An 18,802-nucleotide genomic window follows, 5' to 3' on the forward strand; every position below is an offset into this window, starting at 1 on the left:
AGGCAGCCGGATCGGCTTCTCCATACACTTTGGTTTGTCCGGCATCGGCTGTAATGGTGATTGGCCGTGCTGTAATGCTAAAGTCATCTGAGATGTAAGTTACCGTGTAGTTGCCTTCCTTGTTGGTAGCTGCATCCACAATGGTGAGCGTTCCCTGGTTGATGGCATAGCTGCCGACTGTTTCACCAGCATCACGGCTTAGTGCTCCGTCAAAAGAATCACCAGTTGCGAGACCATCACCTCCAACCGTATAGGTAAATGCTGCCGGATCAGTTTCTCCATACACTTTGGTTTGTCCGGCATCGGCTGTGATGGTGATTGGACGTGCTGTAATGGCAAAGTCGTTTGAAACGTAAGTCACGGTGTAGTTGCCTTCCTTGTTGGTAGTTCCTTCCACAATGGTGAGCGTTCCCTGGTTGATGGCATAGTTGCCGACTGTTTCACCAGCGTCACGGCTTAGTGCTCCGTCAAAAGAATCACCAGTTGCCAGACCGTCACCTCCAACCGTATAGGTAAAGGCAGCCGGATCGGCTTCACCATACACTTTGGTTTGTCCGGCATCGGCTGTGATGGTGATTGGACGTGCTGTAATTTCCAGCGTTACCTCTGTCCGCTCTGCACTCACGCAGCCGGTTGTTGTATTTCGGGCTTGAGCCCATGCGGTGTAGGTGCCAACATTGATACCGGCAGGCGCAGTCGTTGTTTCTGATCCGGTTTCGGTGGTGTACCAGTCGATTTCGATACCGCTTGGAGCACTGGCGGAGGCCGATTGCTCATTACCATTATAGCTTGTGTTTACATTGTTGGCAGTTGGGGCAGCAGGCAGTTCATTAATGGTAACTGTTACTAAAGTGCGGGTTTCACTTTCGCATCCTCTTAAACTATTTCTTGCTGCCGCATAGGCTGAATAAGTTCCTGGTTCAGTTCCTGATGGAGCGGAGATTATCGTGCCATTGCTTACTTCTGAATACCATACTATTTCTTCGCCTGTGCCTGCAGAGGCACTGCCTGTATGTATTTGTCCGTCGTAGCAAACGTTCATGTCTGTAGCCGTCGGAGCTTCCGGTAATGCATAAACGGTAATTTGCGCGGTTGCATCCATTATGTCCTCTGTTCGTAAGCAGCCGTTTCCGTTGGTGATTGAGACAAGGTTATACTTCGTAATTATAGTAGGATTAACTTCAACATCAAAGGTAAATTCTCCGGGATCTGTTATTTCCTGTGACCAGGTTGTTGCCCCATCGGTATATTCAATGATGTAGGGCATTGAGAAACTGGCGTCCAATGCGTTGAATGTAAGTTGGCCAATTTCTCCGACGCATATTAAGTTGCCTTTAAATCCTCCCGAAGTATTATTAGGTGGCGTATCTATGGTTACGTATCTAGAGCTGGGGCTTCCGGTTCCACATCCATTGGTTGGAGTAACTTTTATATTGCCGTTGGTTTCCCCGAAATCAACCAGAATACTCGGAGTGCCCTGTCCTTCTGTTATTGTTGCCCCACTTGGCACGGCCCAGGTGTAGGTTAGTGCCCCATCGATGGGCGCAACAGAATAAGCTATTCCTGTTGCATTGGCACAAACATTTGTTTCGCCACTAATGGGACCTGCATCAGCTACTGTGCTTGTGACAAGGATTGAAATTGATTCATTTTCTTTTTGCAAAGCGGTGTTTTCACTTCCCGAACCTGCATAATCTACTTCCAATTCGGTGGGGGCCGGGTTTGGAATTGTCATGGTGGTTGTTGCAATCCCATTGGCATCAGTAATGGCGGGTGCTGTCGTTGAGCCGAGAATGAATGTTAGTGTTTCTCCAGCAACATTTTGCCAGGAGCCTCCGCCTTGCTTATATTGAAGCTGTGCAGTGACTTCAATGTTTTCACCACAAATTCCTTCCGTAGGACCCAAATTGATTAGTTGAGTCTGATAGGCATCGGTAAAAAAGGTTTCTGCAAACCAGCCGGTGTTGTAGCCCAAGGCCGTAAGTTGAAAGGCAGTTCCCAATTCTTGTTCCAGGACGTACCACTCATCGTAGATGTCGCCGTTGGCATCGGGAATAAGGTACCAGGGATCATGCGTATGAGACGGAATGTTGGGATCGATGTGCGTAAGTGTTACCAGTACACTGTCGTCGTCAACCCAGCCGGAGCCGGTGATGATAACCCATTCGCCGGGCCAGTAGTCGTCTTTGTCCGTAAAGATCGTTACCTCCTGTGCAGTACCTATGAGGTTGAGCATCAGAAAAACGAAGGAGAAGAACACAAAGCGCAAAAACGCTGGGAGTTGAGGTAAAGATTTTTCTTTCATAAGTATTTTGTTTTTTAGTTTATCATTCAGCAGTTTGTTTTTTAGAAAGCACTTGGGCGTATTGGCAGATTGTTTTATTCGACGGTCAACCGTCTGTTGTGGAGTGCGTAGATATAAATGATCTGATCTTTTATCAGATTCAGTATTTCATCTTTATAATGAGTTGGTACTCATTATAAAGATGTCTGCAAGGCACTTTTTCAGGGAGTAAGGATGGTGGCTTCACCTTTGCAAGGTGCGTTTAACTTCCCTGAAAAACGGGCAGGTCCTTCATCGTTCATGGTTAGTTCCTTGTTTGCAGGAAAAGCATTGAACGTGATTAAAAACAGAATAAAAAGTTATGACAATTTTTAGTTAGGGGCAATGGCCTGTTCGTGATGTTGTTAAAGAGCGTGCTGGAATGCCATGATTAGTTTTCAAACAGGCTTTTTAGATGAGCGAATGGTTGTTTCTACTGTTCGAGTAGGATGGAAAATTCCGCCTTAACTTTTAGGTTATAAAGTGTTTTAGGGGCTGCAGCTTGTTGTGGCAGGGCAAAAAAAAGAATCAGGAAGGTGAATTCCTGATTCTTACGGTTTCTGATCGTTTATTTCGTATGCCTTCCTTATTTTATCAAGGCGTCGTAAAGTATTTCTATCGGATGCATGGCTTCGCGTCCGGTTCCTTCAGCAATATGATGACGGCAGGATGTTCCTGGAGCAGCAATCAGCTCGTCGGACTGGGCTTCGCGCACAGCAGGAAACAAGACCAGTTCGCCAATTTTCTGGCTGAGTTCGTAATGCTCCTTTTCATAGCCAAACGAGCCGGCCATGCCGCAACAGCCGCTGGCAATTTCGCTAACGGCATAGTTGGCGGGTATTTCCAGCATCTTCTTTGTACTGGTAGTTGAGGCTACTGCTTTTTGTTGGCAGTGTCCGTGCAGTTTTACCTGTTTTTTCTCCGGGGTAAACAGTTCCGGATTGATGTGTCCTTTTTCAAATTCAGCAGCAATAAACTCATCCAGCATGAAGGTATTTTGGGCCAGCGCTTTGGCTTTTGGTTGTAATTCTTTGGTCACCAGTTCCGGATATTCGTCTCTGAAAGCGAGGATGGCCGAAGGCTCAATACCCAGAAGAGGAGTTTGTTCAGTCACGAGTTGATGAAGCAGCTCAACATTTTTACAGGCAATTTTCTGAGCCGTTTTTACCAAACCTTTTGAAAGGAACGTTCGTCCGCTTTCACGGTGCGTGGGAATGGCGACTTCATAACCCAGTTTATTCAGCAACAAAATGGCTTTTACTCCAATGTGGCTTTCATTGTCGTTGGTAAATTCGTCGGCAAACAGGTAAACTTTGCCTTTGGCTGAGCCATTGAGCTGAATCGGTTTTTTGTACCACTGGCGCAGGCTGAGCTTCGACAGTTTAGGAACCTGCCGTTCGGGAGCAAAGCCCACCAGCTTTTTAAAGGTGGTGGTGCCTGTTAACCAGTTGCTCATGGGAAGTGCCAAACGGGCGAGTCGGTTCAGTCGGGGAAGATAGGCAATAAGCCATGATCGAAACGGAATGCCATGACTTTCATAATAGTGCTGCAGAAACTCGGCTTTTAACTTCGCCATATCGACACTGGACGGACATTCGGACTTGCAGGCCTTGCAGGAGATACACAAGTCAAGCACTTCCTTTATTTCTTCATGGTCAAAAGGATTGGGCTTTTCGGATCGGGTTAAAAATTCGCGGAGGATATTGGCTCGCCCACGCGTCGTTTTATCTTCGTCCTTGGTGGCCATAAACGTTGGACACATGCTGCCGCCAATAGCTACACTCTTGCGGCAATCGCCTGACCCATTGCATTTTTCCACGGCCCGTAACAGGCCTTTTTGTTCCGAAAAGTCGAAGGTGGTTTCCAGCTTACGGGTTTCACCAAGCAAAAAGCGCAAGTTCTCGGTAATTGGAGGGGTGTCCACAATTTTTCCCGGGTTCAGAATCTGATGCGGATCCCAGGTTTGTTTCAATTCTTTGATCAGTTGGTAGTTGTGTTCGCCCAGCATGAAAGGAATGAATTCCCCCCTGAGCCGGCCATCGCCATGCTCCCCGCTTAATGATCCTTTGTATTTTTTGACCAGAGCTGCTATTTCGCGGGCAATGGTATGATAAAGCTGGACGTCAGTTTCTTCTTTTAAATTCAGAAGTGGGCGCAGGTGAATTTCGCCTGTGGCAATGTGTGCGTACTTCACACAACTTAGCCCGTAATTGGCCAGAATTTCGTCGAATTCACGCATGTAGTCCGGCAGGTATTCGGGTGCAACGGCTGTATCTTCAATCACGGTTACGCTGCGTTTGTCGCCCGGAATGTTGGAGAGCAAACCCAGTCCGGCTGTGCGCAGTGCCCACACGCGTTTGATGTTGTCGGCTCCCTGAACCAGCGGGAAATGGTAGCCAAGCTTGGCTGAACGAAAATCCGCCTCCAGTTGCTCGGCAATTGCATGAATTTCAGCTTCTGTTTCCCGGGCAAATTCAATCATCAGCATGGCTTTCGGATCGCCCTGAATGAAAAAACGGTTTTTGCGCTGCTCAATATTTCCTTTGGTGCAATTCATAATGATGTCATCCATTAATTCAATGGCACCAGGATTGTGTTTCAGGGCAATCAGGTTGCCGTAGTAGGCTTCCTGCAGGCTGCTGAAATGAGCGCAAACCAACCCTTTGTGTTTGGGCGGAAGCGGAATAAGGTTGAGCTTTAGCCGGGTGGAGAAGGCCAGTGTTCCTTCACTTCCGGCCAGTAACTTACAGAGGTTTATTTGTTCGCCATTGCCGGTAAACGGATCGGTTTCAAGAAGCACATCCAGGGCATAGCCATTGTTGCGGCGCTTTACTTTTGGGTCAGGGTATTCTTTTCGGATGTTTTCCTGGTTGACCGGATTGGACAGAATGGTGTTGATGTTTTGGTAAATCCGGGTTTCCAGGCTTTCGGGATTGCCGGCACATTTCGCCTGAAATTCTTCGGTGCTCAATGCTTTGAAAAGGACGGAGGAGCCATCGGCCAGCAAACAGTCCGCTTCCAGGATATGATCGCGGGCACTGCCATAAATGAGCGAATGCAGTCCGCAGGAATTGTTGCCCACCATGCCACCAATACAGCAACGGTTGGCTGTTGAGGTTTCCGGTCCGTATTGCAAACCATGAGGTGCCAGGTATTGGTTGAGTTCAGTCAGGTTAACACCCGGTTCAACGATAACCCATTTTTCCCCGACATTCAATTCAAGGATTTTATTCAGGTACTTTGAAATATCCACAACAATCCCTTTTCCTACCACCTGGCCGGCTAGTGAGGTGCCGCCTGCACGCGGAATGACCGACGTTTGATGCTTATGGGCAAAAGCAATAATTTTTTGAAGGTCGGCCTTCGACTTGGGCTTACATACCGCCTGTGGGATTTCCCGGTACGACGAAGCATCGGTTGCGTATATGATGCGTTGAACGTTGTTGGTATAGATTTCTCCTTCCAGGCTTTGCTTGAGCGGGTAAAACAGATCGGATTCCTTCATGGCTGATTGGTGTTTGTAAACGAACAAAAATATCAATTTATTTGGTGAGTTGAAGCCTTGCTTTCATGTTTTAGAAAAGCAGGATCATTCGTTTTTTTCCTTCGATTATTTCCAGGTAGAATCAACTGGGAAAATCCGTGCAATCGATTGTCTTGTTTTCGTTTGAAGCTTAAAAACAATGGGTTCAAAAAATGACGATTTCAGAAGATTAACAAATAATTATCCTTGCCGAGGGGTTTAGACAGGTTATTTTCGCTACTTTTGCATTTTGAATCTTTTACTCAAAAGTTAGAAATCTTAACCCTTAAGCCCAAACCATCGTACCAGTTAATCAGGCACTGGCTGAGAGGGTGTGTGAAAGATCAAAAGTATATCAGAAAACAACTTGCTTGTTTGTCGGTTTCTGCCCTTTGACAGGAAAAGCATGGCAAGCAGATATTAATAAATCAGATAAGTTTTTTTCGAATGAAATTACTTGAACGTGTTATTAAGAACTCTCAGAGTTATCAAAAACGGATTGTTCTTCCGGAAGGAACAGAACCACGCACTTTGAGAGCCACAGAAATCATTTTAAATGAAAATATTGCCCGGATCATCCTTTTGGGAAATCCGGTAGAAATTATGCAGGCAGCCGAAGAGTGTGGCGTAAACATCAAGGGGGCTGTTGTAGTTGATCCAAAAACTGATGATCGTCGGTCGCACTACGCTGACATGATGGTTGAAATCAGAAAATCAAAAGGGCTGAGCAAGGAAAAAGCATTGGAAATGTTGAATGATCCTTTGGTATTTGCTCCTATGATGATTAAAAATGGCGATGCTGACGGTGAAATTGCCGGAGCCGTTAATTCAACAGGCGACGTTTTGCGTCCCGCTTTTCAGTTTGTAAAAACTTCACCCGGGGTAAGTGTCGTTTCAGGCGCTTTCCTGATGTTTGTGAATGATCCTCACTTTGGACATGACGGAATTTTGGTATTTGCCGACTGTGCTGTTATGCCCGATCCGAATGAGCGTGAATTAGCTGAAATTGCTGTAACAACAGCCAAAACAGCCAAAGCCATTGTAGGTATGGAACCCCGCGTGGCCATGCTGAGCTTTTCAACCAAAGGGAGTGCCCAGCACGAGCGGGTAAACAAGGTTGTAGAAGCGACAAAGATTGCCAAAGAAATGGCTCCTGAATTGAAAATTGACGGCGAACTGCAGCTTGATGCAGCTTTGATGCCTGATGTAGCCCGGTTGAAAGCGCCTGAAAGCGAAGTGGCCGGACGTGCAAACATATTGGTATTTCCAGGCTTGGAAGCCGCCAATATTGGCTATAAATTAGTACAACGACTGGGAAAAGCGGAAGCAATTGGGCCGGTTCTGCAAGGAATGGCAGCTCCAATTAACGACTTGTCCAGAGGTTGTTCGGTAAGTGATATTGTTAATATGGTAGCGATTACCTCTAATCAGGCAGCTACCTCGTTCGAATAAATTTAGTTGCAAATGGCTAGTGAAGTTATTTATGAACCAATTGAAGAATTTGGTTTAATTAAGAAACAAGTTTCAAAGGCGCTTTTCTCTAAAATCGGCTTGGTAGGCTGTGGACTCGTAGGACAAAACATTGCCCGCGTGGCCAGCTACTATGGCATTGAAGTGGTTTTTATTGAAGTAAGCGAAGACAAGATTAGGGAAGCCTACCGGAATATTGAAAAAATTCTGGATAACCGGATTGAACACTGGGGCTTGACGCAAGGTGAAAAAAGAGCCATCCTTTCGCGAATCAAAGGTTCGTTGGATTACAAGGATTTGGCCGGTTGTGATTTTGTGGTGGAAGCCATCCGTGCGGTTAACCGTGGCGGAAAAATCAAAGAACGGAAGAAAATCTTCCAGAAGATTGAAGAAGTGGTCGACCGCGATTGCATTATCGCAACGAACTCGACCACAATCATCATTACCGAACTGTCGTCGGAAATGAAATATAAAGATCGCTGCATCAGCTTTCATTTTTCTGTTTCGTCGCGCGAATCGCGGATCATGGAAGTTGTCAAAGGACTTTATACCTCTGAAGAATCTTATGCCAAAGTTTGTCAGTTTGTCAAACTCATCAACCGGACAATTATACCCGTTGAAGAGTCTGCAGGGCTGGTAAGCGTTCGTCTTTTTGTGGTTTTACTCAATGAAGCTTGTGAAATCCTGATGGAAGGGATAGCCACGATGGAAGATATTGATACCACAATGAAAATTGGGCAGGGAATGAGATTGGGGCCATTTGAATTGGCTGATAAAATGGGCTTGGACAAAATTGTCCGCTGGATGGAAAACATCTATGCTGAATTTGGTGACGTACATTTTAAACCGTCTCCATTTATTAAGCGCTTGGTACGTGCCAAGCAACTGGGCGTTTCTACAGGAAAAGGTTTCTATGAATATGATGAAGATGGAAACCGGATCTCAAACAGCGCAAACATTTGTTAAAAAACAATCTCAACGAAAATTTTGAAGGAATGATAATTCTGGTATTAAACTGCGGTAGCAGTTCCATAAAATATCAACTTTTCAATATGGATGGCCAGCAAGTGGTTGCCAAAGGAGGAGTTGAAAAGCTGGGCATGAAAGGCTCATTTTTAAAGCATCAACATGCCGATGGGCGAAAAATTGTTTTCGAAGGTGAAATTTTAGACCACAAAAGTGGTGTGGAATATATTCTTGGGGTACTAACCAGTGCAAAATATGGTTGCCTGAAGAGCCTGGAGGAAATTGATGCAGTTGGTCACCGGGTCGTTCACGGGGGGGAATATTTTCACTCCAGTGAGTTGATTACGGACGAAGTTATTGACGCATTGGTAAAATGTACAGATTTGGCTCCTTTGCATAACCCACCAAACTTAAAAGGAATTCGGGCAATGGAAGAGCTGATTCCCGGAATCCCACAAGTGGGGGTTTTCGATACGGCATTCCACCAAACCATGGAGCCTAAATCATACATGTACGGCATCCCTTACGTGTTGTACGAGAAGTATGGTATTCGCCGCTACGGTTTTCACGGAACCAGTCACCGTTACGTGACCAAACGGGCCTGTGAAATCCTGGGACGCGATTACGAAACACAGAAAATTATCTCGTGTCACTTGGGTAATGGAGCATCAATTGCTGCCATCAAAAATGGTAAGTCTTTTGACACCAGCATGGGATTCACTCCGCTTGAAGGTCTGGTGATGGGAACCCGTTCCGGAGACCTCGATATTGGTGTGGTCACCTATATCATGGAGAAAGAAGAACTGGGCATCAAATCAGCCAATACGCTGTTCAATAAGCACAGCGGAATGTTGGGCTTGTCGGGCGTTTCGTCTGATATGCGCGAAATTGAGGATGCCAGAGACAAAGGCAACGAGCGGGCCTCTGTGGCACTTGATATTTACGATTATCGGGTGAAGAAATACATTGGCTCTTACATTGCTGCCATGGGTGGCGTTGATATCCTGATCTTTACCGGTGGAATTGGTGAGAATGGAGATACGACCCGTTCAGGAGCTGCTGGTGGATTAGAGTGCATGGGAATCCATTTGGATGATGAAAAAAATAACGGACTTCGCTCAAAAGAAGCAGTTATTAGTACGGATGATTCACCTGTAAAAGTAATGGTTGTTCCAACCGATGAAGAATTAATGATTGCTTTGGATACTGAAGTGAAAGTGAAAGAACTTGTGAAATCGTAAGTTTTTTAGGCTTGAATATCAGAATCCGAAAGTTCAGGATTTAAAATATTATCCGATTGACATCCGATGCAGCAATGTGTCGGATGTTTTGTTTTTCAGGGGTTTAAAAACATTTTTTTTAGATTGACATTTGTTCTGTAAATTCAACTGTTCTTAGTCTATATTTACCTCATATAAGCCGAACAAATGAATGTAAAACACTTAACGGAACTGTTGCTTTTAGCAAAAAATCAGCCAACTCAACGGATGGTTGTCGTCAACGGAGTGGATAAGCACAGCCTTGAAGCGGCCGAACACGCCCGAAAACATGGAATTGTAGATGTCCTGGTTACCGGCGATAAAAAACGGATTGAAACAACCTGCCAGGAACTGGGAATTGACATTGGCAATTTTGAAATCATTGATGCTTCTTCTGAAGAGGAGGCTGCTCTGAAAGCGGTTCAGTTGATTCAGTCCGGAAAGGCTGATTTGGTTATGAAAGGCCTGATTAGTACCGATAAGTACATGCGTGCTATTCTGAATAAGCAGTTTGCCCTGGTTGAACCTGGAGGCTTGTTGACTCATGTTACGCTGATCGACAATAAGTCGTATCACAAATTGTTAATTGTTACTGATGTGGCTATTATTCCTTTTCCAAACCTGCAACAGAAAGAGGTTATGATTCGTTACCTGGTTCAGGTGGCGCGTAAGCTAGGAATCGATCAGCCTAAAGTAGCTTTAATTGCACCCACAGAGCAAGTTATTGAATCGATCCCGGCATGTGCTGATGCGGCAAAATTGAAGCAAATGGGGGCGGATGGACATTTCCCCGGAGCATTTGTTGATGGCCCCATGGCTTTGGATGTAGCTATCGATCAGGAGTCGGCCACCATAAAAGGAATGCATTCCGAAACGGCCGGCGATGCCGATTGTTTACTTTTTCCGAACATTGATGCCGGCAATGTGTTTTACAAAACCAATACCAAGCTATGTCAGGCGGAGCAGGCTGCAGTTGTTGTGGGGGCGAAGGTTCCGGTTGTTTTGTCGTCGCGCGGCGACAGCACACAAATAAAATTGAATTCCATTGCTTTGGCTGCATTAATGAGTCATTAAAACTATGAATGAATACCGAATTTTAGCGATCAATCCAGGATCAACCTCTACCAAGTTTGCTGTTTATTACAACGACGAATGCAAATTGAATAAAACCTTGCGGCATTCCATCGATGAATTGTCCAGTTATAAAAGCATTTTAAAGCAATTTGATTACCGCAAAGGGATGATTATTGATGCCTTGGTGGAAGAAGGGTTTGAGGTGGATAGTCTAAAATACATCATTGGTCGGGGTGGCTTGACTTACCCGCTGGAATCGGGGGTGTATTTCGTCAATAATGAAATGCTGAAACATGCCAGTGATGGCGTTTATGGACAGCATGCCAGTAATTTGGGGCCGCTAATTGCTGATTTTATTGCCAACCAAATTCCGGGAGCCAAAGCTTTTATAGCCGATCCGGTGGTAACCGATGAGTTGGATGAAATTGCCCGGATTACCGGTCATCCCCAGTTTGAAAAACGATCAATTTTTCATGCACTTAACCAAAAGGCAACGGCTCGCCAACATGCTAAAAAACTTGGTGTTCCCTACGAAAGCCTGAACCTGATTGTTGCGCATTTAGGCGGTGGAATTTCGGTAGGCGCCCATAAAAAAGGTCGGGTTGTTGATGTCAATAATGGGCTGGACGGTGATGGTCCTTTTAGCCCCGAACGTAGTGGAGGCTTGCCCACCGGCCAAATTATCGACTGGTGTTTTGAGAGTGGCAGAAGCAAAGCCGACATTCGACGAATGGTGGTTGGCGAAGGGGGTTATGTGGCTTATTTGAAGACCAATGATGCCCGTGATGTGGAAGAAATGGCCCGACAGGGAAATGAAAAGGCGCGGCTTATTCAGGATGCTATGGCCTACCAGGTGGCGAAATCCATTGGCGAAATGGCAGTGGTGTTGGAAGGCCAGGTTGATGGCGTGCTGCTTACCGGAGGTGTGGCTTATAGTGAGTACATCACTTCTTTTATCAAAACAAAGGTTGAATTTTTGGCCCCTGTTTATGTGTATCCGGGGGAAGATGAGCTGGAAGCCTTGGCAAAAAATGCCTTGCGGGTTGCTCGCCAGGAAACGCAGGCAAAAACCTATCAACCCAAAATACGTTAGGCAAAAACCTTTGCGGATCAGGCAACAGCATCTTCATTTGTAAAACTTGCTATTCAAACTTGTTTTATAGGCAGCTGTCCCCAAAGTCACTTTAGTATAAAAAAACGTCAGCGTGAGTGGATCGAAATGAGCTGTTATTCAGAGGAGTGATTTAGTTATTTCTCATTCGGAATGACGAAGAATTATACCCTCAAGACTGCTTCTTTTCTCTTTCCGAAACTTATCGTTCCCACATTCAAGTCTGAATAATACGCAGCAAGGCTAAACCTTTTTCCCTCTTTTGAGCTTATTAAACTATAAGGTTTTTCACGATCAACACTTGTGAATTGGAAGCGTTAGCTCTCACTGCAATGCAAGTGCTGAAAATCCTTGAACGACAGATTGGTCAGGGGCGTAATTTATCGATACAAGTTGCCAGATAGTGCTTATCTGTTATGAATAAAGTTGTATATTTAAAATGAACATTTCCATTGTGTGCAGCTTTTCTTTTTATAAACACCACTCAGAATGAAAGCGTATGGCGAAAAAAGAAAAATTAAAAAAGGAACTGGGTCTGTTTGATGTTTTCTCAATTAGCACTGGAGCCATGTTTAGCTCTGGCTTTTTTCTGTTACCCGGTTTGGCTTCCCAATATACCGGGCCTTCTGTATTTATTGGTTATTTAGTAGCAGGTTTGCTCATTCTGCCTGCCATGTTCAGCATTGCTGAAATTTCAACAGCACTTCCGCGTTCCGGAGGCGCTTACTTTTTTTTAGACCGCAGTTTGGGCCCATTAATTGGGACAATTGGAGGACTGGGAACCTATTTGGCATTGGTGTTTAAAACGGCATTTGCCATCGTTGGTATTGGTGCTTATGCCGCATTTTTCTGGGAAGTGCCTGTAAAGACAATTGCTATTGCTGCGACTTTCTTTTTTATGGGGCTGAATTTGATTGGTGCCAAGAAAACCTCCCGTCTCCAAAATTTCTTTGTTATTTTTTTATTAGTGGTATTGGGCACTTTCTTAGTAGAGGGGCTTTACCGCATCTTTTTTACTGAGGGGATTGATAAACCTGGCGTTAACAGCCATTTTGAACCGTTTTTCACTCACGGATTTGAGGGCCTGATTACTACTGCTGGTTTCGTATTTGTTTCCTATCTGGGTTTGACGAAAATAGCCAGTGTCGCGGAGGAAATTAAAAATCCGGAGCGAAACATTCCTTTAGGCATGCTATTGTCGTTGGTTGTTACGGCAACAATTTATGTTTTGGGCGTGTTCGTTATGGTTTCCCTGATCAACCCGGCTGAGTTTGCTGAAGATTTGGCACCGGCAGCAACGGCTGCTGAGCATCTTTTTAAATGGTTGCCAGGCGATCTGGGAACTTACCTGATGATTGGTGCAGCCATGGCTGCTTTTGCATCAACCGGAAATGCCGGTTTGCTTTCTTCTTCCCGCTACCCGTTTGCGATGGGGCGAGATAAGCTTTTTCCACCGATGTTTTCCAAGGTTGGGAAAAGCGGTTCACCCATAAGTTCTATTTTACTTACGACAGCTTTAGTGATTACTTTCATTTTGGTTTTCTCGGAAGAGGGGATTGCCAAATTGGCCAGTACTTTCAACCTGATCATTTTTATGCTGATCAATTTTGCAGTGATTGTATTTCGAAAAAGTAGTATAGAATCCTATGACCCGGGGTTTAAATCACCTTTTTATCCGGGAATGCAGGTGGTGGGAATCTTTATTTCCCTGGTTTTGATTGTGTATATGGGATGGATGTCTATTTTATTCAGTGGGCTGATCGTATTTCTGGCCGTAGTTTGGTATAACTATTACGCTCGTGGAAAAGTGAAGCGGGAAGGGGCTATTTTTCATTGGTTTGCCTTGTTGGGCAAACACCAGCATGTAGAACTGGAAAATGAGTTTATGACTATTTTGAAAGAAAAAGGACTTCGGCAAGGTGATCCGTTTGATGCCACAATTATTAATTCTAAAATTATCAATACTCAACCCGGGCAGGATTTTGATGGGTTGGTGGAGCAGGTGGCTGATTCCTTATCCAGGCAAATGGACCTTGATAAAGCGGTTCTTATTAAAGAATTTCAAACTCTTTCAGCCATCGACTCGGCCTTGCTTATCCCGGAGATTTCTATTCAATATGCCCGTTATGATGGGATTGCGGAACCAACCCTACATATTGTTTTGGCAAATCCAGGCGTTGCCAAGCCTGTAGAAAAAGGAGATATTCAGTCAGTGGATCATATCCGGGTTTTCTTTTTCCTGGTCAATCCAGCCAAGGAAATTCGCTTGCAGTTGCGCATGTTGTCTCGCTTAATGAATATTGTTGAACGTGATGACTTTGTAGAAAGTATGATTGCACAATCCAACGAACGGGAAATTAAGGAATACCTGCTGCATAACGAACGTTTCATTACTGTGCGGTTGTTAAAAGATACTACGCAGGCCGACATGATCGGGAAGCAGCTGAAAGACATTAAATTTCCGGCTGATGTATTGGTTGCCATTGTTGAACGCGACGGGCGTTCGTTTGCGCCACACGGCTTTACCGTGCTGCAGGAAAATGATGTTTTGACCATTATTGGTGAACCCCGATCGATTAAGCAAATGTTTGATTTTTATATGGGGACAGCTTAACTTGTTGGTTTCGTTTCTCTTCCGGCTTTTTTAAATGAGAAAACAGGCCGAATCATGCGCTGTTAAAGGCTTGCGCACGAATCTAAAAGCAAGTATTTCGTAGGCAGTTTCAAGCTTATTTGTATCTTGGAGCTAAAAATTAAACGGAATTCATGAGTGCTTATCTTTTTGTGATCGGTCTTTGTGTGGTGGTGATTGTTTCTTTTTTCTTCAACCTGTTGGCGCAAAAAACAAACATTCCCAGCGTTTTAATGCTTATTTTGCTTGGCTTGGGACTACAGCAGGTATTGAAATACTTCGGAATTGTGCCAGAATATTACAATGCGCTGGAGGTGCTTGGTATTGTTGGGTTGATCATGATTGTGCTTGAAGCTGCGCTGGATCTTGAACTGAAGAAGGAGAAATGGCCAATAATCTGGAAGTCCTTTGTCATTGCTTTTGTTTCGCTGGCTTTCTCGTCCGTTTTAATTGCTTTTGTTACTCAGTTTTTTATCCAGAACATGGAGTTTTTTCCGGCGCTCATCTATGCTATTCCGTTTTCGATCATGAGTAGCGCCATTATCATACCCAGTGTGGCAAACTTAAGCAAAGACAAGCGTGAATTTATGATTTATGAGAGTACCTTTTCGGATATTCTTGGAATCATGCTCTTTTACTTCCTGATTGAAAATGTAAATGCCACTGGTGCCGGAGAAATTGCCTTTGCAGTTGGGAGCAATATTTTTCTCACCTTGGTTATTTCGGTCTTGTTAAGTTATGGATTAACCTATGTCATTCAGTATATTAAAACGAGTGCCCGATTTTTCCTGTTTTTAGCCGTACTGGTGCTGCTGTATGCTGTTGCCAAGTTGTTTCACCTCTCTTCATTACTGATTATTTTGATGTTTGGATTGTTGCTACGAAACCATAAAGTATTGGTGTGGGGCCGACTTAGACGCTGGCTAAACGATAAGGCGATCGATGGGCTGTTTGAAAACTTCAAGATGGTGACCATTGAAAGTTCCTTTTTGGTTCGCACCTTCTTTTTCGTTGTTTTTGGAATCAGTTTGTCCATTGAAACACTTGTTAATTGGGAAGTCTGGATGATGAGTGGAATTTTCCTGGTGATTTTGTATGTCATTCGTTTCTTTACTTTTTTTGCCGTTGAACGCAAGGACATCTTCCCACAGATCTTTCTGGCTCCCCGGGGCTTGATATCTATTCTGTTGTTTTTTGCTATTCCTGATGACTTTAAAGTTCCTGAATTTGAAAGCGGAGCCTTGTTGGTGGTTATTATCTTTTCGAGCCTGATCATGGCCTGGTCTTTGATTTCAGAAACAAGCAAGTCGCGGTCTTCGAAGAAGAACGGAGATGACGATTCGAATTTGCCAGCCGGTCCAACAGAAGAAAAGAGTAGCAGGAACCACTTTGATGAGTATTTCTACCGGAACTAATTCGGCTTGGCATGACGGCTGTTTCAGGAGAAATAAGTTTCCTGACGAATGAATCAACTTAAATTCTTTCTTTCAAAGAAAAACTCTTATTTTTAGAGGACTTCAGTATTGTCTAACTAAAAACCATAAATAAAACTAAACGGATATGAGACATTGTGTGCTTCTGCTATCTCTAATTTGTAGCCTTCAGGTTGGTGCCCAGCGAAGTGATGTGAATTACGAAGAAAAGGAGGTGCCCGGTTATAACTTACCTGAGTTATTGGTTTCAAAAAACGGTCGGAAAATTAAAAATACCAAGCGCTGGGAAAAGGTTCGGCGCCCGGAAATTTTAAAGCTTTTTCAACAGGAAGTGTATGGAAAGATTCCGGTTGAAATAGCTATCGATGAAGTTGTGGTGCATGAGCAGGCCGGCGATGCCTTTGATGGTTTGGCTAAGCGCAGACAGGTTGAGTTGGTTTTCAGAAAAGATGACAAGGAACTGAATGTAGAAATCTTAATGTATTTGCCTCAAAATACCGACAAGGTGCCACTTTTTGTGGGCTACAACTTCAGTGGAAATCATACCGTAGCCGACGATCCCGACATTCGTTTAACCGAATCCTGGGTTCGCGACAATCCTTCGTTGGGCATTGTCCATAATCAGGTTACCGAGCAGTCGCGTGGTGCTAAAAGCGAACGTTGGCCGATCCGAACCATTGTTGAAGCTGGTTATGGCGTGGCTACGATCTATTGTGGCGATGTTGATCCTGATCGGGATAATTTTCAGGATGGCATTCATCCGTTTTCTTATGAATTGGGCCAGTTTCGGCCCGGACATGATGAGTGGGGAACGATTGCTGCCTGGGCCTGGGGGTTAACCAAAGCCATGGATTATTTCGAAACGGATACTGAGATTGATTCTTCCCAGGTTATAGTGGTTGGGCATTCCCGCCTTGGGAAAGCAGCTTTGTGGGCTGCGGCCTTGGATCAGCGCTTTGCCATGTGTGTGTCCAACAACTCCGGATGCATGGGGGCAGCACTTTCCAGACGGCAATTTGGCGAAACGGTGGGCATTATCACCCATGCCTTTCCTCACTGGTTTTGCGAAAACCTGACCAAGTATTCATCCCGGGAAGATAAATTGCCGGTTGATCAGCATATGCTGCTGGCTTTAATTGCTCCGCGTCCGCTTTATGTGACCAGTGCTACCGAGGATTTATGGGCCGATCCGAAGGGCGAATTTTTATCGGCTGTTGAAGCCGGCAAAGTTTATCGCTTGTATGGACAGGAAGGCCTGCCGGTTACAGAAATGCCGGAGCCTGACAACCCTGCTTTTGGAACAATTGGCTATCATATTCGAACCGGAAAGCATAACATTACCCCCTATGACTGGCTGCAGTTTATTGATTTTGCCAACGCCCGCTTCAAGCTCGAAGAATTGTCTGAAAACAGAGCTTGGTTTAGCTTTCAGGATTGAACAGGATAGAGGTCTTTCCGAACTTGCGTTTATTTGTTTAGTCAAATAAGCATAAAACTGTCGTAAGATAAAACATATGAGAAAAAATCATTTTCTGGCTTTCGACTTGGGAGCATCAAGTGGAAGGGCGATTCTGGGAACCTTGAGTGAGGATAAATTGGAGTTGACGGAAGTTCACCGGTTCGAAAACCAGATGCAACTCATTCAGGGACATTATTTCTGGAATATTTTCAGTTTGTTTAATGAGCTGAAAACCGGCTTAAAAAAATGTATTCAGGAATTTGGTATTCAACCTGAGTCCATTGGGGTAGATACCTGGGGAGTCGATTTTGTTCACCTGAACAAGGAAGGACAGATTATTTCGCTGCCTTTTGCCTATCGCGATTCCCGAACCGATACAGCCATGGAGGATTTGTTTCAACAGGTTCCCAAAGAGGAAGTATATCGGCAAACCGGAATTCAGTTCATGCAATTCAATAGCTTGTTTCAATTGTTTTCCATGGTGAAGGATCAATCGTCCTTGCTGGAAATTACCGATAAGATTTTATTTATGCCGGATGCCTTGAACTACTTGTTTTCAGGAAAGGCCGTTACCGAATTTTCCATTGCCAGCACCAGCCAAATGATTGCTCCGGGCACGAAGAACTGGCAAGTTGATTTGTTGCAGAAAGCAGGTATTCCCACTTCGATTTTAACTGAAATTGTAGACCCGGGAACGATCATTGGTACCGTTTTAGCAGAAGTAGCAGAAGAAACCGGTAGTCAGCAAATTCCGGTTATTGCAGTAGCCGGACACGACACGGCATCGGCTATTGCCTCGGTGCCGGCCAGCGACAAAAATTACGCCTACATCAGTTCTGGTACCTGGTCGCTGATGGGGATTGAGAGTGGTCAGCCCTTGGTGTCGGACCAAACCCTGGAGATGAATTATACCAATGAGGGTGGGGTAGAAGGAACAACGCGTTTTCTGAAAAATATTATGGGCATGTGGCTTGTTCAGGAGTGCCGTCGGACCTGGCTGAAAGAGAAGAACTACAGCTGGGATGAAATGGTGCAGCTGGCCCAAAGTGCCGAGCCATTTAAATACCTGATCAATCCTGATGATTCTGTATTCTTGAATCCGGGCAATATGCCTGAAGCAATTGTTCGTTTCTGTGAGGCTAGCGGGCAGGGAAAACCGGAAACGCATGCTGAAATTATTCGATGTGTGTATGATAGCCTGGCCCTGAAATACCGCTATACCCTGGAGCAAATTCGCACGGTTAGTGAGCAGCCGATTGAGCGTATTCACATCATTGGAGGGGGCGCCAATAACCGCTTCTTAAATCAATTGACAGCTGATGCGACCAAACTGACTGTAATTGCCGGACCAACCGAGGCCACAGCCACCGGAAACATTTTGGTGCAGGCTAAAGCGATGGGCGCATTGCAGTCGCTGGATGCGATGCGGGCAGTGGTTCGGAAGTCTTTCGAAGTGGAGGAATTTAAGCCGGACCCTAAACTGGATTGGGATCGTGCCTATCAAAAATACCTGAGCCTGTAAGGCATGGGAGTAAAAGGATGACGTGTAATT

11 protein-coding genes are annotated in these 18,802 nt (G+C 44.8%); 9 read left to right on the forward strand and 2 right to left on the reverse strand.

Annotated elements, in window-relative coordinates; translation table 11 throughout:
- Both Q1A18_RS05175 and Q1A18_RS05180 read right to left on the reverse strand, forming a co-directional pair.
- On the reverse strand, nt 1–2,305 hold a 2,305-nt coding region (locus tag Q1A18_RS05175), incomplete at its 3' end, for an MBG domain-containing protein (protein WP_299577863.1).
- 604 nt (nt 2,306–2,909) lie between these two features.
- Nucleotides 2,910–5,828 carry an FAD-binding and (Fe-S)-binding domain-containing protein gene (locus Q1A18_RS05180; RefSeq protein ID WP_299577864.1) on the reverse strand — a complete coding sequence of 973 codons (2,919 nt, stop codon included), beginning with the start codon at nt 5,826–5,828 and terminating at the stop codon, nt 2,910–2,912.
- 465 nt (nt 5,829–6,293) lie between these two features.
- Here Q1A18_RS05180 and pta point away from each other — a divergent pair, with 465 nt between their 5' ends.
- From pta to rhaB, 9 genes are all read left to right on the forward strand, one after another.
- On the forward strand, nt 6,294–7,298 hold the full coding sequence (pta, locus tag Q1A18_RS05185; RefSeq protein WP_299577865.1) for a phosphate acetyltransferase: 1,005 nt from the start codon (nt 6,294–6,296) through the stop codon (nt 7,296–7,298).
- Nucleotides 7,299–7,310: 12 nt separating this feature from the next.
- A complete protein-coding gene (locus Q1A18_RS05190) occupies nt 7,311–8,282 on the forward strand; it encodes a 3-hydroxyacyl-CoA dehydrogenase family protein (protein ID WP_299577866.1) in 972 nt (323 codons plus the stop codon).
- A gap of 29 nt (nt 8,283–8,311) precedes the next feature.
- Nucleotides 8,312–9,523 carry an acetate kinase gene (locus Q1A18_RS05195; protein ID WP_299577867.1) on the forward strand — a complete coding sequence of 404 codons (1,212 nt, stop codon included), beginning with the start codon at nt 8,312–8,314 and terminating at the stop codon, nt 9,521–9,523.
- A gap of 186 nt (nt 9,524–9,709) precedes the next feature.
- Nucleotides 9,710–10,615 (forward strand): phosphate acyltransferase, encoded by a 906-nt coding sequence (locus Q1A18_RS05200; protein WP_299577868.1) that lies wholly within the window; start codon nt 9,710–9,712, stop codon nt 10,613–10,615.
- A gap of 4 nt (nt 10,616–10,619) precedes the next feature.
- Nucleotides 10,620–11,708, forward strand: a complete 1,089-nt coding sequence (buk, locus tag Q1A18_RS05205) for a butyrate kinase (protein WP_299577869.1) — start codon at nt 10,620–10,622, stop codon at nt 11,706–11,708.
- 517 nt (nt 11,709–12,225) lie between these two features.
- Nucleotides 12,226–14,340 carry an amino acid permease gene (locus Q1A18_RS05210; RefSeq protein ID WP_299577870.1) on the forward strand — a complete coding sequence of 705 codons (2,115 nt, stop codon included), beginning with the start codon at nt 12,226–12,228 and terminating at the stop codon, nt 14,338–14,340.
- Nucleotides 14,341–14,492: 152 nt separating this feature from the next.
- On the forward strand, nt 14,493–15,773 hold the full coding sequence (locus Q1A18_RS05215) for a cation:proton antiporter (RefSeq protein ID WP_299577871.1): 1,281 nt from the start codon (nt 14,493–14,495) through the stop codon (nt 15,771–15,773).
- Nucleotides 15,774–15,918: 145 nt separating this feature from the next.
- On the forward strand, nt 15,919–17,229 hold the full coding sequence (locus tag Q1A18_RS05220) for a hypothetical protein (protein ID WP_299577872.1): 1,311 nt from the start codon (nt 15,919–15,921) through the stop codon (nt 17,227–17,229).
- Nucleotides 17,230–17,305: 76 nt separating this feature from the next.
- Complete coding sequence (gene rhaB, locus Q1A18_RS05225) at nt 17,306–18,772, forward strand: rhamnulokinase (protein WP_299577873.1); 1,467 nt, start codon at nt 17,306–17,308, stop codon at nt 18,770–18,772.
- The last annotated feature ends 30 nt before the right edge of the window (nt 18,773–18,802 follow it).

This window comes from uncultured Sunxiuqinia sp. (genome assembly GCF_947495665.1).
Classification (GTDB): domain Bacteria; phylum Bacteroidota; class Bacteroidia; order Bacteroidales; family Prolixibacteraceae; genus Sunxiuqinia; species Sunxiuqinia rutila.